This is a genomic window from Streptomyces griseomycini, from assembly GCF_014203535.1.
Lineage (GTDB): Bacteria > Actinomycetota > Actinomycetes > Streptomycetales > Streptomycetaceae > Streptomyces > Streptomyces griseomycini.
This window is the reverse complement of sequence record NZ_JACHJI010000005.1, coordinates 31,978-54,242: the sequence shown is the minus strand read 5'-3', so window position 1 is coordinate 54,242 and position 22,265 is coordinate 31,978. Positions and strand designations below refer to the sequence as shown.

At 77.0% G+C, this 22,265-nt stretch carries 15 protein-coding genes and 3 pseudogenes; 7 read left to right on the top strand and 11 right to left on the bottom strand.

Annotated elements, in window-relative coordinates; all coding sequences use genetic code 11:
- Positions 1-8: 8 nt before the first annotated feature.
- From FHS37_RS14885 to FHS37_RS14855, 8 genes and pseudogenes are all read right to left on the bottom strand, one after another.
- Positions 9-1,745 (bottom strand): ABC transporter ATP-binding protein, encoded by a 1,737-nt coding sequence (locus tag FHS37_RS14885; protein WP_184821248.1) that lies wholly within the window; start codon positions 1,743-1,745, stop codon positions 9-11.
- Positions 1,742-3,481: an ABC transporter ATP-binding protein/permease gene (locus tag FHS37_RS14880; protein WP_184821246.1), complete on the bottom strand. Its 1,740-nt coding sequence runs from the start codon at positions 3,479-3,481 to the stop codon at positions 1,742-1,744. Before FHS37_RS14880 ends, FHS37_RS14885 begins: the two co-directional genes overlap by 4 nt.
- Positions 3,478-4,314 (bottom strand): hydrolase CocE/NonD family protein, encoded by an 837-nt coding sequence (locus FHS37_RS41035; RefSeq protein WP_373304251.1) that lies wholly within the window; start codon positions 4,312-4,314, stop codon positions 3,478-3,480. The genes FHS37_RS14880 and FHS37_RS41035 overlap by 4 nt, the downstream gene beginning before the upstream one ends.
- Before the next feature lie 128 nt (positions 4,315-4,442).
- Positions 4,443-4,502: pseudogene (locus FHS37_RS41030) on the bottom strand (streptamidine family RiPP); the annotation flags it as partial.
- Positions 4,503-4,588: 86 nt separating this feature from the next.
- Entirely contained in the window at positions 4,589-5,410 is an 822-nt protein-coding gene (locus FHS37_RS14870) for an ABC transporter ATP-binding protein (protein WP_184821244.1), read from the bottom strand.
- 25 nt (positions 5,411-5,435) lie between these two features.
- Entirely contained in the window at positions 5,436-6,443 is a 1,008-nt protein-coding gene (locus FHS37_RS14865; protein WP_184821242.1) for a FecCD family ABC transporter permease, read from the bottom strand.
- Positions 6,440-7,495, bottom strand: a complete 1,056-nt coding sequence (locus FHS37_RS14860; RefSeq protein ID WP_184822099.1) for a FecCD family ABC transporter permease — start codon at positions 7,493-7,495, stop codon at positions 6,440-6,442. Before FHS37_RS14860 ends, FHS37_RS14865 begins: the two co-directional genes overlap by 4 nt.
- A gap of 77 nt (positions 7,496-7,572) precedes the next feature.
- Positions 7,573-8,547, bottom strand: a complete 975-nt coding sequence (locus FHS37_RS14855) for an ABC transporter substrate-binding protein (protein ID WP_184821240.1) — start codon at positions 8,545-8,547, stop codon at positions 7,573-7,575.
- A gap of 92 nt (positions 8,548-8,639) precedes the next feature.
- On the opposite strand from FHS37_RS14855, the pseudogene FHS37_RS39340 reads away from it, so the two are divergent.
- Positions 8,640-9,246: pseudogene (locus FHS37_RS39340) on the top strand (hypothetical protein); the annotation flags it as partial.
- A 78-nt stretch (positions 9,247-9,324) separates the two neighbouring features.
- Here FHS37_RS39340 and FHS37_RS14845 read toward each other — a convergent pair.
- Positions 9,325-13,677, bottom strand: coding sequence for a cation-translocating P-type ATPase (locus FHS37_RS14845; RefSeq protein WP_184821236.1), 4,353 nt, complete (start codon positions 13,675-13,677; stop codon positions 9,325-9,327).
- A gap of 24 nt (positions 13,678-13,701) precedes the next feature.
- On the bottom strand, positions 13,702-14,298 hold the full coding sequence (locus FHS37_RS14840) for a hypothetical protein (RefSeq protein WP_184821234.1): 597 nt from the start codon (positions 14,296-14,298) through the stop codon (positions 13,702-13,704).
- A gap of 264 nt (positions 14,299-14,562) precedes the next feature.
- Between FHS37_RS14840 and FHS37_RS14835 the strand changes: the two genes are divergently transcribed.
- The 6 genes and pseudogenes from FHS37_RS14835 to FHS37_RS39335 all read left to right on the top strand — a co-directional run.
- Positions 14,563-15,222 (top strand): nucleotidyltransferase family protein, encoded by a 660-nt coding sequence (locus tag FHS37_RS14835; RefSeq protein WP_184821232.1) that lies wholly within the window; start codon positions 14,563-14,565, stop codon positions 15,220-15,222.
- Between the two features lie 22 nt (positions 15,223-15,244).
- A complete protein-coding gene (locus FHS37_RS14830) occupies positions 15,245-15,532 on the top strand; it encodes a BON domain-containing protein (protein WP_184821230.1) in 288 nt (95 codons plus the stop codon).
- Positions 15,529-16,296, top strand: a complete 768-nt coding sequence (locus FHS37_RS14825; RefSeq protein ID WP_184821228.1) for a metallophosphoesterase family protein — start codon at positions 15,529-15,531, stop codon at positions 16,294-16,296. Before FHS37_RS14830 ends, FHS37_RS14825 begins: the two co-directional genes overlap by 4 nt.
- Positions 16,297-16,611: 315 nt before the next feature.
- Entirely contained in the window at positions 16,612-18,276 is a 1,665-nt protein-coding gene (locus FHS37_RS14820) for an alkaline phosphatase D family protein (protein WP_184821226.1), read from the top strand.
- 176 nt (positions 18,277-18,452) lie between these two features.
- Positions 18,453-19,826: an alpha-lytic protease prodomain-containing protein gene (locus FHS37_RS14815; RefSeq protein WP_184821224.1), complete on the top strand. Its 1,374-nt coding sequence runs from the start codon at positions 18,453-18,455 to the stop codon at positions 19,824-19,826.
- 260 nt (positions 19,827-20,086) lie between these two features.
- Positions 20,087-20,830 (top strand): annotated as a pseudogene (locus FHS37_RS39335) (zinc-binding metallopeptidase family protein); the annotation flags it as partial.
- A gap of 33 nt (positions 20,831-20,863) precedes the next feature.
- Here the strand turns inward: FHS37_RS39335 and FHS37_RS14810 are convergent.
- Positions 20,864-22,153: a cytochrome P450 gene (locus FHS37_RS14810; protein ID WP_184821222.1), complete on the bottom strand. Its 1,290-nt coding sequence runs from the start codon at positions 22,151-22,153 to the stop codon at positions 20,864-20,866.
- Positions 22,154-22,265 lie beyond the last annotated feature (112 nt).

Genomic DNA, 22,265 nt, shown 5'->3' with positions numbered 1-22,265 from the left:
GGGCCCCGCTACCGCCGGAGCACCCGGGTGAGCGCGCCGCCGGGGCGGGCGGTGAGCTCCCGCCAGGTGCCCTCCTCCGCGATGCGCCCGGACTCGAGGACGGCGATGCGGTCGGCGCGGCGGATGGTGGCCGGGCGGTGGGCGATGACGATCGTCGTCCGGCCGCTCCCGCCGAGCGCGGCGGCGAGTTCCGCGTCGCCGGTGTTGTCCAGATGGGCGGTCGTCTCGTCCAGGACGAGCACCCTGGGCTCGGCCAGCAGGGCGCGGGCGAGCGCGATCCGGGCCCGCTGGCCGCCGGAGAGGGTGGCGCCGCGCTCTCCGACCGGGGTGTCCAGGGCGGCGAACCGGTCGATGCCGCACCGCCGGACCGCGGCGAGGAGCCGGTCGTCGTCCGCCTCGGGGGCGGCGAGGCGGAGGTTCTCGGCGAGGGTGCCGTGGAAGAGCGGGGTGTCCTGGCCGACGACGGCGACGGCCCGGCGCAGGTCGGCGTCCCGCAGGTCGCGGAGGTCGACGGGTTCGCCCGCGTCCGGGAGGAGCTGGACGGCTCCGGCGGACGGGTCCCAGAACCTGGCCAGCAGATGGGCGCAGGTGGTCTTGCCGGCGCCGGAGGCGCCGACCAGGGCGAGCGTCCGCCCCGCCGGGACGGTCAGCTCCACCCCCTCGAGGACGGGCCGCCCGCCGTAGTCGAAGCGCACGCCGTGCAGTCGTACGCCCAGCGGCCCGGGGGGCAGGGTCCGGGGCGCGGCGGGCGGCGGGGCGAGGGCGGGGGCGCTCAGGGCGGCGTCGACGCGGGCGGCGGCGGCGCGCAGGGCGACCGCCTGGCTCAGCGCCCGGGCGGACTCGGCGACCGGGCCGAGCACCGCCAGGGCGAGCGCCATCACCGCCGGGGCCCACGCGCCGTGCAGCCGGCCGGAGGTCACGCAGTGGGCGGCGACGGCCACCACGCCGAGCACCGCGAGTACGGTCAGCGCGTCCCGGACGGCGGCCGCCACGGCCTCCCGGCCGGCCTCGGACCGCTGGGCCTGCGCCAGTTCCCGGCCGCGTGCGGCGAGCCGGTCGCGCCGCTCGGCCAGGCGGCCGAAGGAGAGCAGCTCGGGCAGCCCGTCCACGGTCTCGACGGTGTCGGCCGACAGCCGTGCGGCGGCGGCCCGGGTGCGGGCCCCGTTCGCCGCGCGGGCGCGGGCGTCGGCGAACGGCGCGGCGGCGAGCAGCGCGGCCGCCGGCGCCACCGCGAGCAGCAGCCACGGTTCCACCCCGGCCAGCACCGCGGTACCCGCGCCGAACACGACGCCGGAGGCGAGGAGCTGGGCGGTGGTGTGGGCGTAGAAGAACTCCAGCGCCTCCACGTCGGCCATGGCGGTGGCGGCCAGGTCGCCGCTGCGCCGGCCGGCCACGCGGGCCGGCGCGCTGCGGGCGAGTCCGTCGAAGATCCGCACGCGCAGTTCGGCCAGCACCCGGTAGGCGAGGTCGTGCGAGAGGTCCATCTCGCGCCAGGTCGTCCACGCGCGGACCAGGACCAGCGCGGCCAGGGCGGCGACGGTGCCGGACGACGGGGCGCGGCCGTCGATGACGGCGGTGCCCACGGTGTGCGCGGCCAGTGTCAGCAGCGCGACCAGCGAGCCCTGTTCGAGGAGCGCGGCGGCGCAGGTGCGGGCGATCATGGCACGGTGTCCGGCGAGCGCGGGCAGCAGGGCGCGCAGGGAGCCGCGGGCCGGTGCCGCGCCGGTGGTGAGGGTGTCGGTCATGCGGCGCGTTCTCCTCCGTGGGCGTGGCCGGCCCGGACCAGGCCGGCGTAGACGCCCCCGGCGGCGACGAGGTCGGCGTGGGTGCCCACGGCGTCCACGCGGCCGTCGTCGAGGACGACGATGCGGTCGGCGTGCCGGACGGCGGCGAGGCGGTGGGCGATCACCAGGACGGTGCGCTCCCCCGCGGTGTCGAGGAGCGCGCGGACGATGTCCGCCTCGCGGCGCTCGTCTACGGCGCTGGTGGCCTCGTCGAGGACGAGCACCGGGGCGTCGGCGAGCAGGGCCCGGGCGAGGGCGAGCCGCTGGCGCTGGCCGCCGGAGAGGGTGGCGCCGCGTTCGCCGAGGACGGTGGCGTAGCCGTCGGGGAGGGCGGCGATCTCGTCGTGGACGCCGGCCGTGCGGGCCGCCCGCACGAGGTCGGTGTCGGTGGCGTCCGGGCGGGCCAGGCGCAGGTTGTCGGCGACGGTGGCGTGGAAGAGGTGGGTGTGCTGGGAGACCACGGCGATGCCGCGCCGCAGGGAGTCGAGGGTGTACGCGCCCACGTCGCGCCCGGCCGCGGTGATCCGGCCGGACCGCGGCTCGTGGTGGCGCAGCAGCAGTGCGAGCAGGGTGGACTTGCCGGCGCCGGAGGGGCCCACGACGGCGGTGGTGCGGCCCGCCTCGGCGGTGAAGCCGACGCCCCGCAGGGCGGGCCGGTCGGCGCCGTCGTAACGGAACTCGACGTTCTCGAAGCGCAGTTCGGGCGGGGAGGGCCACCGGGCCGGGACCGTTCCGGTGTCGGCGACGGCGGGCCTCGCGGTCCGCAGGGCCGCGAGGCCGTCCGCGGCGGAGACGCCCAGGTACCCGGCGTGCCACTCGCGGGACAGGTCGCGGACCGGCCGGAAGCACTCGGCGGCGAGCAGCAGCACCAGGTAGGTGCCCGTCGGCGCGGTGGAGCCGGTGGCGGCCGAGGCGCAGGCGAGCAGCGCGGCGGCCGCGGTGCCGCCCTGGACGGCCAGGTCGGTGAGCCCGGTGTCGACGAGGGACACGCGGAGCTTGGCGACGGTGGCCCGGTGCAGGTGGGCCGAGCGTTCCTCCAGCCGCTCCCGGGTCCGGCCGACGGCGCCGGCGGCGCGCAGCGCGGGCATGCCCTGGAGGGCCTCGAGGTAGTCGGCGCCCAGCGACTCGTACGTGTCCCAGTGCTCCTTGCCGCGCCGGGCGAGCAGCCGGTCCCAGGCCCGCGGTCCGGCGAGGGCGAGCAGCAGGGCGGGGACCAGGCCGAGGAGGGCGAGCGGTTCGACCAGGGCGAGGGCGGCGAGCAGCAGGGGCGGTACGGCGAGGGTGACCAGGAGCTGGGGCAGGTAGCGGGAGACGTAGGCGTCGACGCCCTCGACGCCGTCGACGAGCGTGGTGCGGACGGCTCCGGCGCGCGCGGTCGTCAGGTGCGCGGGGCCGAGCCGCCCGAGGTGGGCGAGGAGTTCGTCCCGCAGCCGCACCCTGACCGCCGCGCCCGCGCGGGCGGCCGTGCGCCGCTGCCGGTGGCCGAGCAGGGCGCGGGCGGCGACGAGCCCGAGCACGGCCCCGAGCAGGGCCGGCAGCCGGTCCGCGGCCCCCCGGGCGACGTCGGCGAGGGCGACGGCCAGCAGGGCGGCCTGGGCGAGGTGGGTGAGGGTGACGGCGCCCTGCAGGAGGGTGGCCGCGAGCAGCGGGCGCCGGGCGTGGCGTGCGGCGCGGCGCAGTTCGGGGTGGACGATCACGAGGTCCTCTCCTCGTCGGTGGTGGTGCCGGGGCCAGGCCGTGGACGACGAGGTCCCGGCCCGGCGGGCGTGTCGGGGCCGGGCTCCTCGGCGGAACGGGCGCGGGCGAGAGCGGTGACGAGGCCGTGTCCCCAGGGACCCAGCAGCAGCCGGGCCGAGGGGCCGTTCCCGTGCCGCCAGGGGGCGGCGGTGTCCTCGGTGAAGCGGTCGTGGCGGCCGCCCACCGCGAGCAGCGGGACCCGGGCACCGGCCGCCCGTGCGATCAGCCGGCCGCGTTCGCGGTGCTGCCGGGTCCCCGGCCAGGAGGGCAGCGCGCGACCCAGCCGACGGGGCGGGCCGGTCAGCGGCAGGTGCGTGAGCAGGCCGGGGTCGAGGGCGCGGGCCTTGTCCAGGGCCGCCCCGTCGGAGTCCCGCCGGTCGCCGTGCGCGGCCCACCAGCCGGCCCGGGCGGGCAGCCGGTCGGCGGCGTCCCGGAGCCCTTCGGGCACGGGCCCGTTCAGGCACCACACGACGGCGGGCGGTCCGGCGGCCGGGTCCTCGGGGTTCCCCGGACGGGGCTCGGCCCCCGCGGCGCGCAGGTGGGCGGTCAGCGGCCCGCAGAGCCACGCGGAGGTCCCCTGATCCGCTGTCAGGCATCCGGCGGAGTCGAAGGCCCGGACCGGCCGGCCGACTTCGGGGCCGGTGACGGTGCCGGCGAGCCTGCCGAGGAGGGCGTCCTCGTCCGCGTCCCCGGTCCTGACCGTGAGGAACCCCCCGTCGGCCGTGCGGACGGCGAGGCCCCGGCCGGGTACGGCGACCATCTCGGCACCGGGGGCGGGTTGACTGGGCGACACGTCTGATCTCCTGCGGGGAACGAGGGGCGAGGGGCCTGGGGAGGGCGTGGGCCCGCCCGGCAGGTGACGGGCGGGCCCGCGGACGGGGGAGGCCGGCTCCCCCACTCCTCGGTGTCGTCGAAGGGGTTCGCGACGAGGGCGTTGGCGTGGGAGGCCGAGTCGCGGGCCAGCCGGCCCGGGTCGGCGATCGGCGCGAGGACCTGCCCGTCGTCCGTGAACCCCCCTTGTTCGTAGGAGAGCTGCGGCGTCCGGATGACCGCCGCCGCACCACACTCTAATGAATATGATTTTCATGGCCTAGTGCCGCGAGAGGGTGATCCGGGTAACACACCGGCCACCCGCCCTCCGGGTCCCGGCCGACCCGGCCGGCCACCTTGAGCACGTCCGCGAGCAGCCCGGGCGTCACGACCTCCGCCGGCGGCCCGTCGGCGGCCACCCGACCGTCCCGCAGGGCCACGATCCGCTCGGCGAACCGGGCCGCGTGGGCGAGGTCGTGCAGCACCATCACGACGGTCAGACCCCGTTCCTCGCGCAGCCGCACCACGGTCCGCAACACGTCGAGCTGGTGGTGCAGGTCGAGGTAGGTGGTCGGTTCGTCGAGGAGGAGGATCCGGGTGTCCTGGGCGAGTGCCATCGCCAGCCGGACCCGCTGCCGCTCGCCGCCGGACAGCGCGTCCACGGGCCGCTCCGCCCACGATTCGACGCCCACGTCCCGCAACGCCCGCCGGACGACGGGGTCGTCGCCCTCGCGCAGCATGCCGAGCGGGCCGCGCGCCGCGTACCGGCCCTGCCGTACGAGGTGGTGCACGGTCATGCCCGGAACGGCCGGGGCCGACTGGTGCAGCAGCGCGACCCGCCGGGCGGTGTCCCGCCGGGAGAGCCGGGCGAGGTCGTCGGTGCCGAGCAGCACGCGCCCCTCCGCCGGCCGCAGCAGGCCGGCGGTCAGGCGCAACAGCGTCGACTTGCCGCAGCCGTTGAGGCCGATGAGGGCGGTCAGCTCGCCCGGCCGCACGGTCAGGTCGACACCGCGCAGCACGGGTCGGTCCGGGTAGCCGAAGTGGACCCCTTCGACGCGGATCCCCATGGGTTCGGTCATGCTCTGTCCTTCGTCGGCACATCGATCAGAACGTTCGGTCCGGGGCGCGGCGCACGACGACCAGCAGCAGCACGGCCCCGACGCAGGTGGTGAGCGCCCCGACGGGCAGGGTGAGCGCGCCGCCGTCCGGCGCCGCCGCCAGCAGCCGCGTGGCCAGCTGGGCCGCCGCGTCCGCCCCGCACACCACGACCGCCCCGATGAGGGCGGCACCCGGCAGGGACCTGCGCAGGTCCGCGCCGAACACGGCGAGGGCGAGGTGCGGCACGAGCAGCCCGACGAAGCCCAGCGCCCCGACGGCGGCGACGGCACCCGCGGTCAGCGCCACCGCGCACAACAGGGCGAGCCGGCGGGCCCGGCCGGTGGCCAGACCGGCGGCGGTGGCGATGTCGTCGCCGCAGCGCAGCAGGGTCAGCGGGCCGGCCAGCAGCCAGGCCGCCGCCGTCCAGGCGAGCGCCCAGGGCCACAGCAGGTGCCAGTGCTGCCAGACGCGGCCCTCGGTGGTGCCGACGAGCCACTGGACGACGCTGCCCAGCTGTCCCGGCGCCACGAGCAGCACCATGGCGGTGAGTCCGCCGAGCACCGCCGAGACGAGGACGCCGTGCACGGCGGTCTGCGCGGGATCGCCCGCGCTCCGCCCGGCCAGCAGCCACAGCAGCGCCGCTCCGGCGCAGCCGCCCAGGCAGGCGGCGACGACCACGGCCAGGGGCGACTCCCAGCCCGCGAACCCGAGTCCGGTCGCGGTGACCGCGCCGAGCACCGCGCCCGGCGTCACCCCGGTGACCTCGGGTCCGGCGAGGGGGTTGCGCAGGGCCGACTGCAGGACCAGGCCGGCCACACCGAGGCAGGCCCCGGCCCCGAGGGCCACCAGGAGGCGGGGCAGGCGGAGCTGGAACAGGATGTGCCGCTCCGTGAGGCTGCCCCCTCCCCCGACGACGTCCCAGAGCGCGGACGGGGACATGCCGCGTCCGGCGACCAGTCCGGCGCCGGCGCACACGACGACGAGCGCGACGAGCGCGGCGAAGCGCCGGTTCACCGGACCTCCTCCGCCCGGGCCTGTTCCGTCCGGACCTGTTCCGGGGGGACGGGGCGGGGGTCCGTGCCCGGCCCGGGGGCCGCGCCCGCGCCGCCCCGCCGCCGGCGTCCCGGCCGCCGGTTCCCGGAACGCAGGAGGGCGACGCCCGCGGGGACGCCCAGCAGCGCCGTCCAGGCGCCGGCCGGGGTCTCCACGGGGGCCAGCGCGAGCCGGGCCGGGAGGTCGGCGACGGCCACCACGACGGCTCCCCACGCCGCCGACCAGGGCAGCCACCGCACCGCGCCCGCCCGCGGGTCGATCCGGCGGGCCAGGTGCGGGGCGAGGAAGCCGACCCAGGCCACCGGCCCGCACACCGCCGTCACCGGTGCGATCAGCACGACGGCGATGGCGAGCGCCGCGAACCGGGCCCGCCGGGCGCGCACGCCCAGCGCCTCGGCGTCCTCGTCGCCCAGCCGCAGCACCGAGAGCACCGGTGCGCACAGCACCAGCGCGGGCACCGCGACGAGCAGCCAGGGCCACAGTCCGGTCACGTCGTCCCAGGTGCGGGCGGACAGGGAACCGAGCAGATAGCGGTAGACGATCTGGAGATCGAGCTGGTCGGCCATCACCATCAGCACCAGCAGCGCCGCCTGCAGCGCGGCGGCGACCGCGGCCCCCGTCAGGAGCACCGCCGACGGACTGCGGCCCAGCCCGGCGGCGAGCAGGGTCAGCCCGCCGCCGAGCGCGGCCCCGCCGATGGCGAGCAGGGGCTGCGCCGCGGCCGGGACGGACACCGCGAGGACCAGCGGCGCGGCGACCCCGAGCGCGGCCCCGGAGGAGACGCCCAGCATCTCCGGGACGGCCAGCGGATTGCGCAGGGCCTCCTGCAGCACGAGTCCCGCCGCGCCCAGGCAGGCACCGGCGAGCAGCGCCAGCACCAGCCTGGGCACGCGGAGTTCACCGACGACGACGCCGGCGAGTGTGGTGTCCCCGTCGGCGAGTGCCGCGGGGAGGCGGTGGACCGGCACGTACGGGGTGCCCAGGGACAGGGCGCACACGGAGGCCGCGGCCAGCAGGACGAGCACGGCGGGGAGCCGCCACCGTCCCCGCCGGCCGGCCGTCCTCGCGCCGCCCGTCGCGGTGGGTGCGCTCACCGCAGTGCGGCCGTGGCCTCGTCGAGGACGATGCCGAGCGAACGGGTGCCGCGCCCCTTGGCCCACACCTCGGAGTCGACCTCGTGGACGTCGCCGTTGCGCACGGCCGGGATCTTGCCCCACAGCGGGTTCTCCGCCAGCTTCTCGGACAGCCTGCCGTCCGGCTCGCCGAAGCTCATGGTCTCGACGAACAGCACGTCGACGTCCCGCGCGAGGATCTCCTCGAGGCTGTAACTGCCCTCCACGCCGCGGGACTTCCAGGGGTAGTCGGCGATCTTCGGGAACAGGCTGGCGGCGACGTCCCCCTCGGGGGTGGCGACGCCGAAGTTCTCGTCGCTGCCGTAGATGACGAGCGCGGTCCTGTCGCTCCTCGCCCGCTCGGCGGCGGCCAGCTTGGTGCGGAAGGCCTTCTCCGCCTTCTCCCCCTCGGCGGTGCGCCCGGTGAGCGCGGCGACGTCGCGCAGGTAGCCCACGCTGTCCTGCCAGGTCTCCGGCTGCATGGCCCAGAAGGTGGTGGCGCCCTCCAGTGCGGGGGCGAGCTTGCCGTGGGTGTCCTCCAGGCCGATCACGAGGTCGGGGTCGTGGGAGAGGATCGCCTCCACCTCGGGGGCGATGAACCCGCCGGGGACGACCTCGACCTGCGCGGCCTTCTCCTTCCCCAGGAAGTCCTCGTGGGCGAGGAGGAGGCTGTTCGTGGCCGTCGGGACGATGCCCAGTTCGGTCAGGATGTCGTCGCAGAGCGCGAACAGGCAGACGATGCGCCGGGGTTCCTCCGGCAGGGAGATCCTGACGCCGTTCGCGTCGGTCAACTCCCGCGTCGCCTTGATGGGTTCCACGGTGACGTCGGTCTTCTCACCCGCGGCCTTCTCCTGGCTCGCGGGTTCGGCGGACGCTCCGCATCCGGCCAGCAGGACGCCTGCCAGGGCGACGGCGAGCCGGTTTCGGGCGGGTTTCGACAGGGGGCGCAGCATGGCGTGCCCTCGCTTCTTCTCAGGAGCCGGAACGCCGTTGAAGATACATGATAATCGTTTTCAGTAGATCACTTCTCGCCCCGGAGGCCCCGATGACCCTCGATCCGCTCCTGCTCGTCTCCGGCCACGAGGCGGGGGTGCAGGTGCTGACCGTGCCGGACGGAACCGAGGTCCACCGCCTGACGGTCCGTCACCTCTCCGGGCACGCCGGTCTCCTGGCACCTCCCGGCGGCCGGGTGGCCCGCGTCGACGACCGCAGGGGCGAGCCGCTGGTGCTCGACCCGTTCGGCGGCGCGACCGTCGCGGCCGTGGTCCCGGTCGCCGTACCGGCCGAGCACCCCGCCGCGGACCCCTCGGGACGCCTGCCGGCCGTCACGACCGGGGTGGGGAGGAACGCCGCGCCGTGGTCGGACCCGGTGACGGTCGTGGACCTCGCCACGGGAGAGGCGGCCAGGGTCCGCACGCGCGTGGGTGAGCCGGGGGTGACGGTGCTCGGCGGCGAGGAGCCCCTCGTCGTCCTGCGGCACCGGGAACCCGGGGCCCTCGCCGTCCACCGCTTCGCCGGCCTGCTCGGAGCCCCGCCCGGCTGCCCCGCACGCGGAACTCCCGCTGCCGGCCGACGGCCACGGGGACGCCCACGACCCGTACGGCGGCACCGTGTTCGCGGCCACGGGCGAGGGGGTGCACCGGGCGCGGCGGCCGTGTCGTGCTGCGCGCCCGGTCCGGCGGCGCCGAGGGCGACCCGGTGGGCCGGTGACGGCCGGCCCACGGGTGCCGTCACGCCACCGGCCGTGCGATGCCGCTGTGCAGCAGGTGGCGGACCTGCTGCACGGAGCCGCCGAGGCGCAGGGCGAGCCGGGACGCCGCCTCGTACAGGTGCCGTACCTGCTCCAGGCGTTCCAGGCGCGGCGCGAGGGCCGACAGGGCGATGGCCAGGGCCACGCCGGCCCAGGCGAGGGGGCCGAGCGGGACGCAGCCGAAGAAGTGGCTGACGCCGGGGGTCTGCACCAGGGCGGCGAGCACGGCGGCGGAGCCCAGTGCCGTCACCCACACCAGAGGGCTGTGGCGGCGGCCGGAGAGGGTCTGCACGAGCTGCGCGCCGACCACGCCGCACAGGGCCATGGTGGTGGAGCGGCGTTCGGTTCCGGGGGTGAGCCGGCCGATCAGGTAGGCGGTGACCGCGCCCAGGCAGGTGGTCACGCCCCGGCGCCGGATGGCGCGCAGCAGGGGCGCGCCGAGCACGTCGAGCCCCATCGGGCCGGTCGCGGCGTGCGCCTCCGTCGCGGGGTCGTCGCTCGGGGTGACCGCCACCGCCATGGCCGGGAACATGTCGGTCAGCAGGTTGACCAGCAGCAGCTGACGGGTCGACAGCGGCGAGGAGCCCGCGAGCAGGGTGCCCAGCACGCTGAAGCCGACCTCACCCGCGTTGCCTCCGATGAGGATGCTCACCGCGTCGGCGACGCTGCGCCACAGGGCGCGGCCCTCGCCGACGGCGTCCACCAGGACGGACAGGTCGCCGGTGGTGAGCACGATGTCGGCGGCGTTGCGGGCGGCGGCCGAGCCGCGGGCCTCGATGCCGACGCCGACGTCGGCGGCACGGATGGCGGCGGCGTCGTTGGCTCCGTCGCCGGCCATCGCCACCACCCGGCCGGCCTGTTGCAGGGCCTCCACGACGTGGAGCTTCTGCTCGGGCGCGACCCGGGCGACGACGGCGGCGCCGTGCAGGGCGCGGACCCGGTCGCGCCGGCCCATGGCGACCAGTTCGTCCCCGGTGACCACCTCGGTCTCCTCCGGCCAGCCCAGTTGCACGGCGATGGCACGGGCGGTCTCCGGGTGGTCGCCGGTGAGCATGACGGGCAGGATGCCGGAGCGGCGCAGCTGGGTGAGCAGCTCCTGCGAGGTCTCGCGCGGGACGTCGGCCAGGGCGATCAGGCCGACGAACTCCAGGTCCGCGAGGTCGGCGTCGAGTTCGGCGTCGGCGTCGTCCGTCCGGCACGGGCGCCGGGCGACGGCGAGGATGCGCAGCCCCTTCCCCGCGAGGTCGTGGGCCGCCCCGGTCGCGTCGTCGGGGAGGTCCCGGCAGGCGGGGAGCACCGTCTCGGGGGCGCCCTTGACGACGAGGATCCCGCCGGCGTCCGCGCCGTCGCCGGCGGTGTCCCGTCCGACCGCCGCCGCGTAGCCCCGGCTGGCCTCGAAGGCCAGTTCGCCGTCGGCGGTCCAGGCGTCGTCGGGCGGGGCGACGTCGAGGACCGCCTCGTCGGTGGCGTGCGCGACCCGGCGCCCCTCGCCCGTCTCCTCCTGCGGACAGGCGCGCGCGGCCAGCCGTACGACCGGGACGGCCCGCTCGGCGTCGGGGGCGAGCACGGCGCCGTCGGCGGTGGCCACCTTGACCAGGCGGAGCCGGTTCTCGGTGAGGGTGCCGGTCTTGTCGAAGCAGACGGTGTCGACCCGGCCGAGCGCCTCCAGCGTGCGCGGGGTGCGGACCAGGACGCCGCGCCGGGACAGCCGGCGCGCGGCCGCCATCTGGGCGACGGTCGCGACCAGCGGCAGGCCCTCGGGGACCGCGGCGACGGCCACGGCGACACCGCCGCTGACGGCCCGCCGGATCGGGCTGCCGCGCAGCAGGGACAGCCCGGTCACCAGCGCGCCGCCGGTGAGGGTCACCGGCAGGGCCTTGCGGGTCAGCTCCTGCAGCCGTGCCTGGACGCCGGCGGGCGGCGGGGTGCGTGCGGCCAGGGCGACGGCCCGGCCCGCCTCGGTGCGGTCGCCGGTGTCCACCACGAGCCCGACGCCCCGGCCGGCCACGACGGTGGTGCCCTCGAAGACCATGCAGGTCCGCTGGGCCACCGGTGCGCCGGGGGTGGGTTCGAGGGCCTTGGTCACGGGCAGCGACTCGCCGGTGAGCGCCGACTCGTCGACCTCCAGCCCGTCCGCCTCCAGCAGTCGCGCGTCCGCCGGTACGACGTCGCCGGCGCCGAGACTGATCCGGTCCCCCGGCCGCAGCCGGGCGGCGTCGACGGTGACCGTGCCCCGGCGGGCGTCCTGCCGGCGTGCCTTGGGCTGCTGCCGGGCGGCCAGCCGGGCCAGGGCCCGCTCCGCGCGCAGCCGCTGCAGACCGCCCGCCACCGCGTTGATGTCCATGGCGCCGACGACGAGCAGCGCGTCGACGAGCGAGCCGAGCAGCGCCGAGGCGACCGCGCCTGTGGCCAGGACGGGCGTGAGGGGGTCGTCGAGCTCCCGGCGGACGGCGCCGGCCGCCTCCCAGGCCCAGCGGGCGGGGGCCGCCGCGGGCGTGCGGGTGAGCCGTGCCGCCCGCTGCCACGAACGGTCGGCGATCAGGGCGAGTCCGCGGGGCTCGGCCTCGGTTTCGGGGGTGCTGAGCAGGTCGCGGGCCTCGTGCGGTTCCAGGGCGTGCCAGGGCACGTGCAGCCGGGGCTCGGGCGGCGTGGCGGTGGCCACGCGCACGGCCGCGGTCACGCCGGCGAGCAGGGCGGTGGCCGCCGCGATGTTCACCGGGGCGTGCCGGGTGAGCCGCCGCCACAGACGGCCGCCGGGCGTGCCGCCGCGGGCCACCATGAGCCCGGACAGGGCGGCGCCCGCCCGGGCCAGCGCCTGCGAGCGGCGGCCCACCTGGCGTGCCGCCGGGATCGCGGTCAGCAGGCGCCACACGTCCCCGAGTCCGTTCGGGGCGAGCGCGTCGGCGCCCCAGGCGACGGCCGAGCCCGCGTCGGTGAGGGCGATGGCCACGTCGCCGGCGGGCAGCCCCTCCGCCACGTCGCCGGCCCCGTCCGCGGCCGCGCGGGCGACGCTCACCACGATGCGCCCGTCGTTCTGCAGCGCCCGGACGACGTCGGCGAACGGCAGGTCGGCCGGGGCGACCTCGTCGGCCAGGCGGGTGATGTCCTTCAGGTCGGAGCCGCCCGTGATCACCACGTGCAGTCCCGCCCTGCGGGCCGCGTCGAGGACGGCCTCGGCGCAGGGGTCGACCGGGTCCCGGAACGCGGCGGGCGCCCCGTCGGGGGCGGCGTCGCGGCGCGGGCGGTTGCGCAGGGCGTCGGCGTGCAGGACGAGGGAGTCGGCGATCTCCAGCTGCCTCAGCCGCTCCCTGCTGCGCACGAGGACACCGGTCCGGGCGAGATGGGTCCCGAGGGCCGCGCCGAAGGCGGCCGGACCGTAGCGCGCGGCCTTGGGCGATCCGGCCAGGACGGCCTCGGCGGCCTCCCGGGTGTCGTGGGTGACGAGGAGGGCGGCGGCGGCGCCCGCGACGCTGCCGGTGCCGGCGTTGGCCGCGTAGGCCTGGGCGGGCGTCACCCGCAACGGCGGGCGGATGCCGGTGGGGCAGGGGATGCTGGTGCGCTGTTCGAGGCAGATGTCGTCGTGCAGGGTCTCGAAGGCGGCGGCCCTGGTGACCGCCTCGGTCAGCTGGCCGGTGCGCAGCAGCCCGTCGAGCACCAGCGACACCGGGGACTGCCCGGCGCCGTGCGCGGCGGCGTTGGCCGCGGCGAGGACCAGCTCCATGCCGCTGCGGCCGAACCGCTGCCGCAGCAGGGCGCGGAAGCGGGGGTTCTCGCGCAGCAGGGTGACGGCGGCGGTGACCGCCTTGGGGCTGCGCGGCAGGCGCAGTGACCGGCCGGCCAGGGCGCCGGCCGCGCCGGCCGCGTCCAGCAGCAGCGCGGTGGCGGCGACCCGCGCCTCGCGGGGGTCGCCGGGGTGGGCGGCCTCGTCCTCCTCCTCTTCCGGGCCGGCGTCCTCGGTCAGTCCGAGGCGGGTGGCGAGCGCGACGGCCCGCTCGGTCACGCGGTCGCCCGCCGCGTCCGTCACCGCGGTCACCACCAGGCGGGACAGCCCTTCGTCCCAGTACGCCGTCAGGACGTCGGGGTGGTCGAGCAGCTCGGCGGCGGCCTTGCGGGCGAGCGGGCCGACGGCGCCGTCGGGGTTGCGCAGGGCCAGGTGGACGCGGTGTCCGGCCCGCCAGTGCCGGCCGCCGCCCAGGGCGTTGCCGGCGACGTGCCGGGCGCGGCGCGTCGTGTCGCGGACGGACGTCACGCCCTGGGCCGTGGAGCGGGCGGCGCCCGCGGCGGCGCCCGCCACGGCTCCGGCGAGGGGGGCGATGTCGAATCGTATGAACATCGGAGACCGTCCCGTGATCCCGGCTCAGCCGGTGTGCCGGTCGTCGTGCGGCTGCCCGTGCGCACCGGTTCGCTGCGGGTGCTGGACGGTGGGCGAGCCGTGGTGCGTGGTGGCCTCGGCGACCTGCTTGAGCGCCGACGCCGTGACGGTGTCGCCCACCTTGGCCGGCTGTTCGTGCACGTGGTGCTCCGCCGGTTCGCGCCGGTGGTGGGAGGGGGCCAGCCGGTCGCTCGGGCCTCGGTCGGCGGGCGGCTCGGAGGCGTCCTCCGGCTCCTGTCCGGACCACGTGGGGGAGTCCTGCCGGCCGTCCTCGGACGGCGGCGCGCCGCCGTCCGAGGACTCCGCGTCCTGCGGGCGCGGTCCGGGGCGCGGCTGGGTGAGCCAGGCGACGGCCGCGCCGGTCAGCGCCACCGGCCACTCGACGACGCCGGCCACACCGAGCACGCCGGCTCCCGTGTAGACGGCCATCCGGCGCCCGCGCGGGGAGACGGCGCCGATCGCGTCCAGGGCGCCGCCGGCCACCCTGCCCACCTGCTCCGCACCCGGCAGATGCCGCAGCCCCGAGGCGACGACCCGCAGCGGCTGCGGAAGATCCGACGAACGAGACGTGTTCTGGTCCATGACGACCTCCACCAGCGCATTACCCAGGGTCGTTCTTCACGTTCCCTGCCTTTTGCCCCATATTCAGCCGTGACCCGTCCCGGCGCTTTTCTTGTACGCCCGAGGCGGCTGCGCCGGGTGCGGCGGCGAGCGCTCCGCACGCCGTGCGCCCCGGCCCGTGTCGAGGCGGGCGCGCCGGGTACTCAGTGCGGCACACAGGGCCGTCCGGGCAGGGACACCGGACGGCGGGCGTGCGGACCCGTCCGGTCGGTGAAGGGAGCGGTCATGACGCAGAACGGTGAGGACACCACGCTCGTCCGGCACCCGGGGCCCCCGGACCTCCGTCTGGCCACGGACGCCCCCGGCGGACGGCCCGAGGAGGAGTGCGCGGACCTGCCCCGCGACCGCAACCAGGCCATCCTGGAGGCGGCCAAGCAGGTGGGCGCGGTGCTGAAGCGGGGCGGCCACCACTTCGCGCTGGCCGGCAGCGTCGCCGTCTACGCCCACGGCGGCAGCGGGAACCTCCAGCACGACGTCGACTTCTGCGTCCGCCCCGAGGACGCCGAACCCGTGGCCGCCACGCTGCGCGAGGCCGGGCTGACGGTCTACACCCCGCCGGAGGACTGGCTGATCAAGGCCACGTGCTTCGGCCAGGACGTCGACATCATCTTCGAGCTGGCGCACCGGCCCGTCTCCCTGGAGATGCTCGACCGGGCGGAGGAGCTCTCGGTGGAGTCGGTGCGGATGCCGGTCCTGGCGCCCACCGATCTGCTGTGGAGCCTGATGGCCGCCTTCTCCGAGCACCACTGCGACTTCGGTGCGGTGCTGCCCATCGCCCGCGCCCTGCGCGAGAAGGTCGACTGGGAGCGGGTGCGGCGCGACTGCGGCGACGAGCCCATGCCCGCCGCCTTCTTCTTCCTCCTGGAACGCCTGAACGTCATCTGACACGTCCGCGGAAGGAACGCTCATGAACGCCCACGACGCCGGATCCGCAGGCGGCACGCCACCGGCGCGGAGCCCGGAGTACCGCGTCGCCCACCTCCAGGACCGGCTCGCCTCCGGCGAACTCGGCGAGCTCGGCGTGCGCATCGAGGTCCGCGGCGGGGCCGTGCTGGTCACCGGGACCGTGCCCTCGGCCCAGTGCCGCGAGGAGGTCCTGGGCTCCGTGCGCGAGGAACTCGTCGGGCTCGAGGTGCACTGCGACATCATGGTCAGCGACACCTCGTCGCCCGACCACGCGGAGGAGCTGTCATGATCCGGATCGCCGCCGTCGGGGACATCCACATGGCGCCCGAGACCCGGGGCGCGCTGCGTCCCGCGTTCGAGACCCTGCCGGAGTGCGCCGACCTCCTGCTGCTGGCCGGGGACCTCACCCGGCACGGCACGCCCGAGGAGGCCCGCGTGGTGGCCGACGAGATCCGGGGGCTCGGGGTGCCGGTGGTCGCCGTGCTCGGCAACCACGACCACCACGACGACCGGCCGGACGAGGTCACGGCCCTCCTGCGGGACGCCGGTGCCCACGTACTGGAAGGGGAGGGGACGGTCGTGGACACCGGGGGCGCGCGGATCGGGGTGGCCGGCACCAAGGGCTTCGGCGGCGGGTTCGTCGGGGGGAGCGCCGGGGAGTTCGGCGAGCCGGTCATGAAGGAGTTCGTCCGGCACTCGCGCCGGTGCGCCGACGGCCTGCGGACCTCGCTGGAGCGGCTGGAGGGGGAGGGCTGCGACGTGCGGATCGCCCTCACCCACTACTCCCCCGTGCCGGAGACCCTGGCCGGGGAACCGCTGGAGATCTACCCGTTCCTCGGCAGCTACCTGCTGGCCGAGGCGATCGACACGGCCGGCGCCGACCTCGCCGTGCACGGGCACGCGCACGCCGGCACGGAGCACGGCATGACCACCGGGGGCGTCAGGGTGCGCAACGTCGCCCAGCCGGTCATCGGCCGCGCCTTCCACGTCTACCACCTGCCGGCCCCGGAGCGCGTGAGCGCCGGCGCCGGCGCGCGGGCGGCGACCGGCTGAGCCCGGCCGCCGCCCCTCCCGGCCCTCAGCGCCGCCGGTGTCCACCGGCGGCGCTTCCTGCTGTTCCGGCACGTTCCCGGACGCGTACGCCTCTTGTGTGAACACCCCGCAAGGCGTGCACACTTTATGCATTTTGTCTGATTTGATGCAGATTCCGCGTCCCGTGGCCGGCGTCGCCACACCACAGCCCGGGGCGCGGACCGCGCTCGCCGGCCCGCGCCCGCCGTCGGCCCGCGCGGGGCGAGGGCCGGGGCCGTCCGCTCGTCGTGCCGTTCGTCCACCGATCCGCCCCGACCCCGTACGAGAGGACACCAGATGGCGCCGTCGGGCCGTCTCCGGCCACCGTCCGAGCACGCCTTCCCCCCGCACGGGACCGAACTGCGCGCCGCCGCACGGTACCTGGCGCGCCGTCGGTTCCTGACCGTCACCGCGGCGGCCGCCGCCCTCGCCCTCGCCACCGACCCGCCCGCGCGCGGTGCCTTCGCCGCACCCGGGCTCCCGGCGGCCCGGATCACCCAGGACCCGTTCACGCTCGGCGTCGCCTCCGGGGACCCGCTGCCCGACTCGGTGCTCATCTGGACCCGGCTCGCCCCGGCCCCCTTCGAGGCGGACGGAGGGCTCGGGCAGCAGCGGGTCGAGGTCTCCTGGGAGGTCGCCCTGGACGAGTCCTTCGCCACGGTCGTGCAGCGGGGCACCGCCCCCGCCCACCCGGAGTACGGCCACAGCGTGCACGTCGACGTACCCGGCCTGGCCCCCGGCAGCCACTACTACTACCGGTTCCGCACCGGCACCTGGATCAGCCCCACCGGACGCACCCGCACCGCTCCCGCCCCGGGCGGCGACCCCGCGAGCCTGAGGCTGGCCGCCGTCGCCTGCCAGGCGTACCACGACGGCTACTACACCGTGCACCGGCATCTCGCGCAGGAGGACGTCGACGTGGTGTTCCACCTCGGCGACTACCTCTACGAGTACGCCGTGGACTCCGCGGGCGGGGCCCGCGGCTACACCGACGTCGTGCTGCCGGACGTGTTCGCCCGCGAGGCGACGACCCTGACGGACTACCGGATGCGCCACGCGCTCTACAAGAGCGACCCCGACCTGCGTGCCGCCCACGCCGCCCATCCGTTCGTCGTCACCTGGGACGACCACGAGACGGAGAACAACTACGCGGGCGCCGTCGACGAGAACGGCAGCGATCCGGAGCAGTTCCTGGTGCGCCGCGCCGCCGCCTACCGCGCGTACTGGGAGAACCAGCCGCTGCGCGCCGTCCACCTCCCCCAGGGCCCCGACGCCCTGCTGTACCGCCGGCTGCACTGGGGCACGCTCGCCCAGTTCGACGTCCTCGACACCCGCCAGTACCGCTCCGACCAGGCCTACGGCGACGGACTGCACGTGCCCGGACCCGAGTCGGACGACCCGGCGCGCACCCTCACCGGGGACGCCCAGGAGCGCTGGCTGCTCGACGGGTGGGCCACCTCGACGGCGCTGTGGAACGTGATGCCCCAGCAGGTGTGCTTCTCCCAGCGCAAGTTCGACCTGAGCGCCGGGGCGAGGCTCTCCATGGACGCCTGGGACGGCTACCGCGCAGGCCGCGGCCGTCTCGTCGCGGGGGCGAAGGCGGCCGGCGTCGCCAACTGGCTGGTGCTCACCGGTGACGTCCACGTGGGGTACGCCTTCGACATCAAGGACGACTTCGACGACCCCGCCTCCGCCACCCTGGGCACCGAGCTGACCTGTTCCTCCGTCTCCAGCGGACGGAACGGCGCGGAGCGGCCGGCCAACTGGGACACCTTCATGCGGGCCAATCCCCACCTGAGGTTCTACGACGGCCGGCGCGGCTTCGTGCGGGTCGAGCTGGGCCGGGAGCACGCCCGGGCCGACTTCCGGATCGTCCCCTTCGTGACGACGCCCGGCGCGCCCGTCTCCACGGCCGCCTCCTTCGTCGTCGAGGCCGGCTCGCCCGGTCTGCAGCCCGCCTGACGCCCCGGGGTGTGTCCCGTCACGCCCTGGTACTGCACATGGCGCCCGTTCCCCCACCAAAGCGCGAAAGCGCACCGTCCGCGACATCACCCCCGGCGCGGCGGGCTAGGCCTAGGGGGTGTCCGACGCCTCCCGCCGGGCGTGCGGCCCCACCCCGAACGAAGGAGACGTACCGAATGGCCCACAGACATGCCGGGACGGCGCGCCGGTCGGCCGTGACCGCGATCGGCGCCCTCGTGCTCGCCGGCCTCCCCTCCGCCGCGGCGGCCGGCCCCGCCGCCGCGGCGGGGCCCGTGCCGGGCGCCGCGCAGACCCTGCGCGCCGACCGGCCCTCGCCCCACCTGCTCGACGCCCTCCGGCGCGACCTGGGACTGACGCCGACTCAGGCGTCCGAACGGCTGGTCAACGAGGCCGAGGCGGGCACCCGTGCGGGCCGGCTGCGCCTCGCCCTGGGCGACCGGTTCGCCGGGGCCTGGGTGCGCGGCGACACCTCCCAGGAGCTCACGGTCGCGACCACCGACGCCGAGGACGTGCCGGCCATCGAGGCCCAGGGCGCGAGGGCCGCGGTCGTGGAGCGGGCACTGGCCGAGCTCGAGGCGGCCAAGGAGAAGCTGGACGCGGCGGCCGGCCGCGTCCGGACCCTCGACACGCCCGTGTGGTACGTCGACGTGCCGAAGAACCGGGTCGTGGTGCAGGCGACGAGCCAGAAGGCGGGATCCGCCTTCGTCAAGGCCGCGGGGCTCGAGGGCGAGGACGTCGGGATCCGCATGACGAAGGACCGGCCGCGCCTGCTGCAGGACGTCACCGGCGGTGACGCCTTCTACATCGACGACTCGGCGCGCTGCTCCGTCGGCTTCTCCGTCACCAGGGGCGAGCAGGGCGGCTTCGTCACCGCCGGCCACTGCGGCGGTCCGGGCGACACGACGACCGGGTACGACCGGACGGCGCAGGGCACCTTCCGGGCCTCCACGTTCCCCGGCGAGGACATGGCGTGGGTGGCCGTCGACGCCCCGTGGACGCCCACGCCCGACGTCAAGGCGCAGGGCGGGCAGGAGGTGCAGGTCACCGGCTCGGTGCAGGCGCTCGTCGGGGCGGCGGTGTGCCGTTCCGGCTCGACCACCGGATGGCGCTGCGGGACCATCGAGCAGCACGGCGCGAGCGTCAGCTACGAACAGGGCAGGGTCGACGGGCTGACCCGGACGACGGTGTGCGCCGAGCCGGGCGACTCCGGCGGACCGTACGTCGCGGGCACCCAGGCGCAGGGCGTCACCTCCGGCGGCTCCGGGAACTGCACCAGCGGCGGCACGACGTTCTACCAGCCGGTCAACCCGATCCTCGCGGACTTCGGGCTCGCCCTGACCACGGCCGCCGCGCGGGCGACGGCGCCCGCCCCGCAGGACGGCACCGCGCAGGAGTGGGCCGCGGGCCGCGTCTACGAGGCCGGGACCACGGTGACCCGCGACGGCGTGCGCTACCAGTGCCTGCAGACCCACCAGGCCCAGGACGCGTGGACGCCCGCCGGCACACCGGCCCTGTGGCAGCGCCTGTGACCCCGTGACCGGTACGGCCCCCGGCGCCGGCGGCGGCCTCGTGCCGCGGCCGGCGCCGGCCCGTTCCCCGGGAGGGTCCGGCCGTCGCTCCTCGGCGAGCAGGGCGTGGGCGGTGGCCGCGAACGGGTGGCGGGCGCGGGTGTCCTGCCGTCCTTGCCGTGCCCGGTGGCGTCGGGCCCGGTGGCCTCCGCCCGCAGCGCCGTGCCGGTGGGGCCGAGGGGTTCGAGCAGCCGTCCGGTGATCAGGGCCTCCCACGCGGTGCCGGTGGGCTGGGAGCCGCGCTCGCCCTGCGGGCCGTGCCGGAGGCGACCGGCGCGGGAGGCGCGCCGGCGGTGGGGACGCCCGCCGGGGAGGGCGGCGGGAAGGCCGTCGAGGTGGAGGCCGGGGTGTTCGACGAGGCCGACGCGGCGCTGGTGCTCCGCCCGGGCGCCGCTGACCGCGCAGGTGCAGCACCGGGTGGCCCTCCACGGGCGCGCGGCGTACCCCACCGGCGATCCGACCGAGGGGACCGACGCGCTCGCGGCCCTCGCGGAGCCGAGGGCCTGTTCGGGCCCCGCGCGGCCACCACCCGGGCCCCGGAGGAGCTGACGGACCGGCTGCGGGTGTGCGCCGGCGGTGCCGCCCGCGCCACCGGCGCCACCGCCGAGGTGGAGCGGGCCACCGTGCGCTACGAGCACTTCCGTGACGGCGGGGTGCTCCCCGAGCGGTTCGCAGCGCGCCTGTCCCGGCCGGGGATCGCGCTGGCCCCGCCCGCCCCGGCGGGTACCTCGGGTCCTCGGACACCGGCAACGCCAGCGCCCGGGTGCCCGCGATCCACCCCCCTCGTCGCGATCACGGGTGCGGACGGTTCCGACCACGCTCCCGAGTTCGCCGCTGCCGCCGCCTCCTCACGGGCCCGCGCGGTGCTCGCCGCCGCGACCGAGGCCCTGGCGTGCACGGCGGCGGACGTGCTGCTCCGCCCCGCGCCGCGGCAGGAGGCCCGGGCGCGGCATCGCGAGGGGCGTGCGGGCCGAGGCCCGGTCCGGCCGGGGTCCGGCCTACCGGACCGCCCGGGCGCCGCGGCCGGCCCGGAGGCCGGTCCCGTCGGCGGGCCGGCGCACGTCGGCGAGGAGGACGCCGCTGTGCGGGCGGGTCGGCACGCGGTTGAGCGCGATCGTGAGGTTCTGCTCCGGCACCGTGTACTCCAGCCGGGCCAGCCGTACCGCGAGCGCCTCCAGCACCCCGACGGTGATGCCCTCGCCGGGGCAGCGGTGGCCGGCGCGCGGGTCGCCGCCGCCCTGCGGGATCAGCTCGTCGCGTTCGACGGGCCGCTCGAGGAAGCGCTGCGGGCGGAAGGCGTACGGGTCGCCCCACAGCGACGCGTCGTGGTTCTGCCCGTACACGTCGAGCACCACCAGTCCCCCGGCCGGTATCCACTCGCCCCGCCAGGACAGGTCCCGCGCGGCGAGACCGCCGAGGAAGGGCACGAACGGGTAGAAACGGCGCACCTCGTGCGCGAACGCCGCGGTGAACGCGGTGTCGCCGTCCGCCAGGGGCGCGCGGTGCTCCGGCCACCGGTGCAGGGCGTGCGCCGTGAAGGCGACGAACCAGGCGACGGCGGCCGTCGGGCGGACGACGTTGAGCAGTTCCACCGCGGCCGCCTTCTCGTCGAGCGGCCCGCCGTCCGCGTCGCGGTGCCGGCACACCTGGTCGAGCACCGAGTCCGCGGGGGCGGTGACCTCGCCGGACCGTACGTCCCGCACCAGCCGGGCCAGCCGCTCCTCCTGGCGGGCACGGGCGCGCCGGGCCCGCAGGTGACGCGGTCCGGCGGTGGCGAAGCCGTCGACCATGGCGATCATGTCGCGGGCCACCGCCCCGGCGTCGGAGTCGTCCAGCGGTATCCCCGCCCAGCGGTGGACACCGCGGGTGAGCACCGTGCTCGCCTCGTCGAAGAGCACGACGGAACCGCGCCGGCTCCACGCGGTCACGGCGTCGTCCCAGGCGGCGGTGGTCTGCTCGACCAGTCCGGCGATGCGGTCGGGGTCCAGCAACGGCAGGAACAGGGCCTTGCGGACGCGGTGGGCGGCGCCGTCGAGGGTGTGCACCGCCCCGTGGCCGAACAGGGTGGAGAGCACGGGTTCGGGGATCGCGCGATGCCGGTGCACGTTCTGCTCGTCGTAGAAGAACCGCACCGCCTCCGGTCCGCGCAGCGCGAGCGCGGGCCGGCCCAGGAGCCGGGTGCGCACCACCGGGCCGGCGCTGTCGCGCATCCGGTTGGGCAGCCAGGCGTAGCCCTCGGCCAGCAGCGGCAGGGTGCGGTCGATCAAGGGGCGGCTGAGTACGTCCATGGTCGCCGGGTGCCCCGCCGGACCGCCGGGACACTCCGGGAGCGGACGGGTCGCCCCAACAGGTGTGTCGGAGACCACGTGCCGAACGAGGTCCGGGTCACGTCGGGACGGG

Coding starts and splice junctions, on each gene's coding strand:
- FHS37_RS14885 (WP_184821248.1), bottom strand. CDS start 1,745: ATGACCGACACCCTCACCACCGGCGCGGCACCGGCCCGCGGCTCCCTG.
- FHS37_RS14870 (WP_184821244.1), bottom strand. CDS start 5,410: ATGACCGAACCCATGGGGATCCGCGTCGAAGGGGTCCACTTCGGCTAC.
- FHS37_RS14855 (WP_184821240.1), bottom strand. CDS start 8,547: ATGCTGCGCCCCCTGTCGAAACCCGCCCGAAACCGGCTCGCCGTCGCC.
- FHS37_RS14845 (WP_184821236.1), bottom strand. CDS start 13,677: ATGTTCATACGATTCGACATCGCCCCCCTCGCCGGAGCCGTGGCGGGC.
- FHS37_RS14840 (WP_184821234.1), bottom strand. CDS start 14,298: ATGGACCAGAACACGTCTCGTTCGTCGGATCTTCCGCAGCCGCTGCGG.
- FHS37_RS14835 (WP_184821232.1), top strand. CDS start 14,563: ATGACGCAGAACGGTGAGGACACCACGCTCGTCCGGCACCCGGGGCCC.
- FHS37_RS14830 (WP_184821230.1), top strand. CDS start 15,245: ATGAACGCCCACGACGCCGGATCCGCAGGCGGCACGCCACCGGCGCGG.
- FHS37_RS14825 (WP_184821228.1), top strand. CDS start 15,529: ATGATCCGGATCGCCGCCGTCGGGGACATCCACATGGCGCCCGAGACC.
- FHS37_RS14820 (WP_184821226.1), top strand. CDS start 16,612: ATGGCGCCGTCGGGCCGTCTCCGGCCACCGTCCGAGCACGCCTTCCCC.
- FHS37_RS14815 (WP_184821224.1), top strand. CDS start 18,453: ATGGCCCACAGACATGCCGGGACGGCGCGCCGGTCGGCCGTGACCGCG.
- FHS37_RS14810 (WP_184821222.1), bottom strand. CDS start 22,153: ATGGACGTACTCAGCCGCCCCTTGATCGACCGCACCCTGCCGCTGCTG.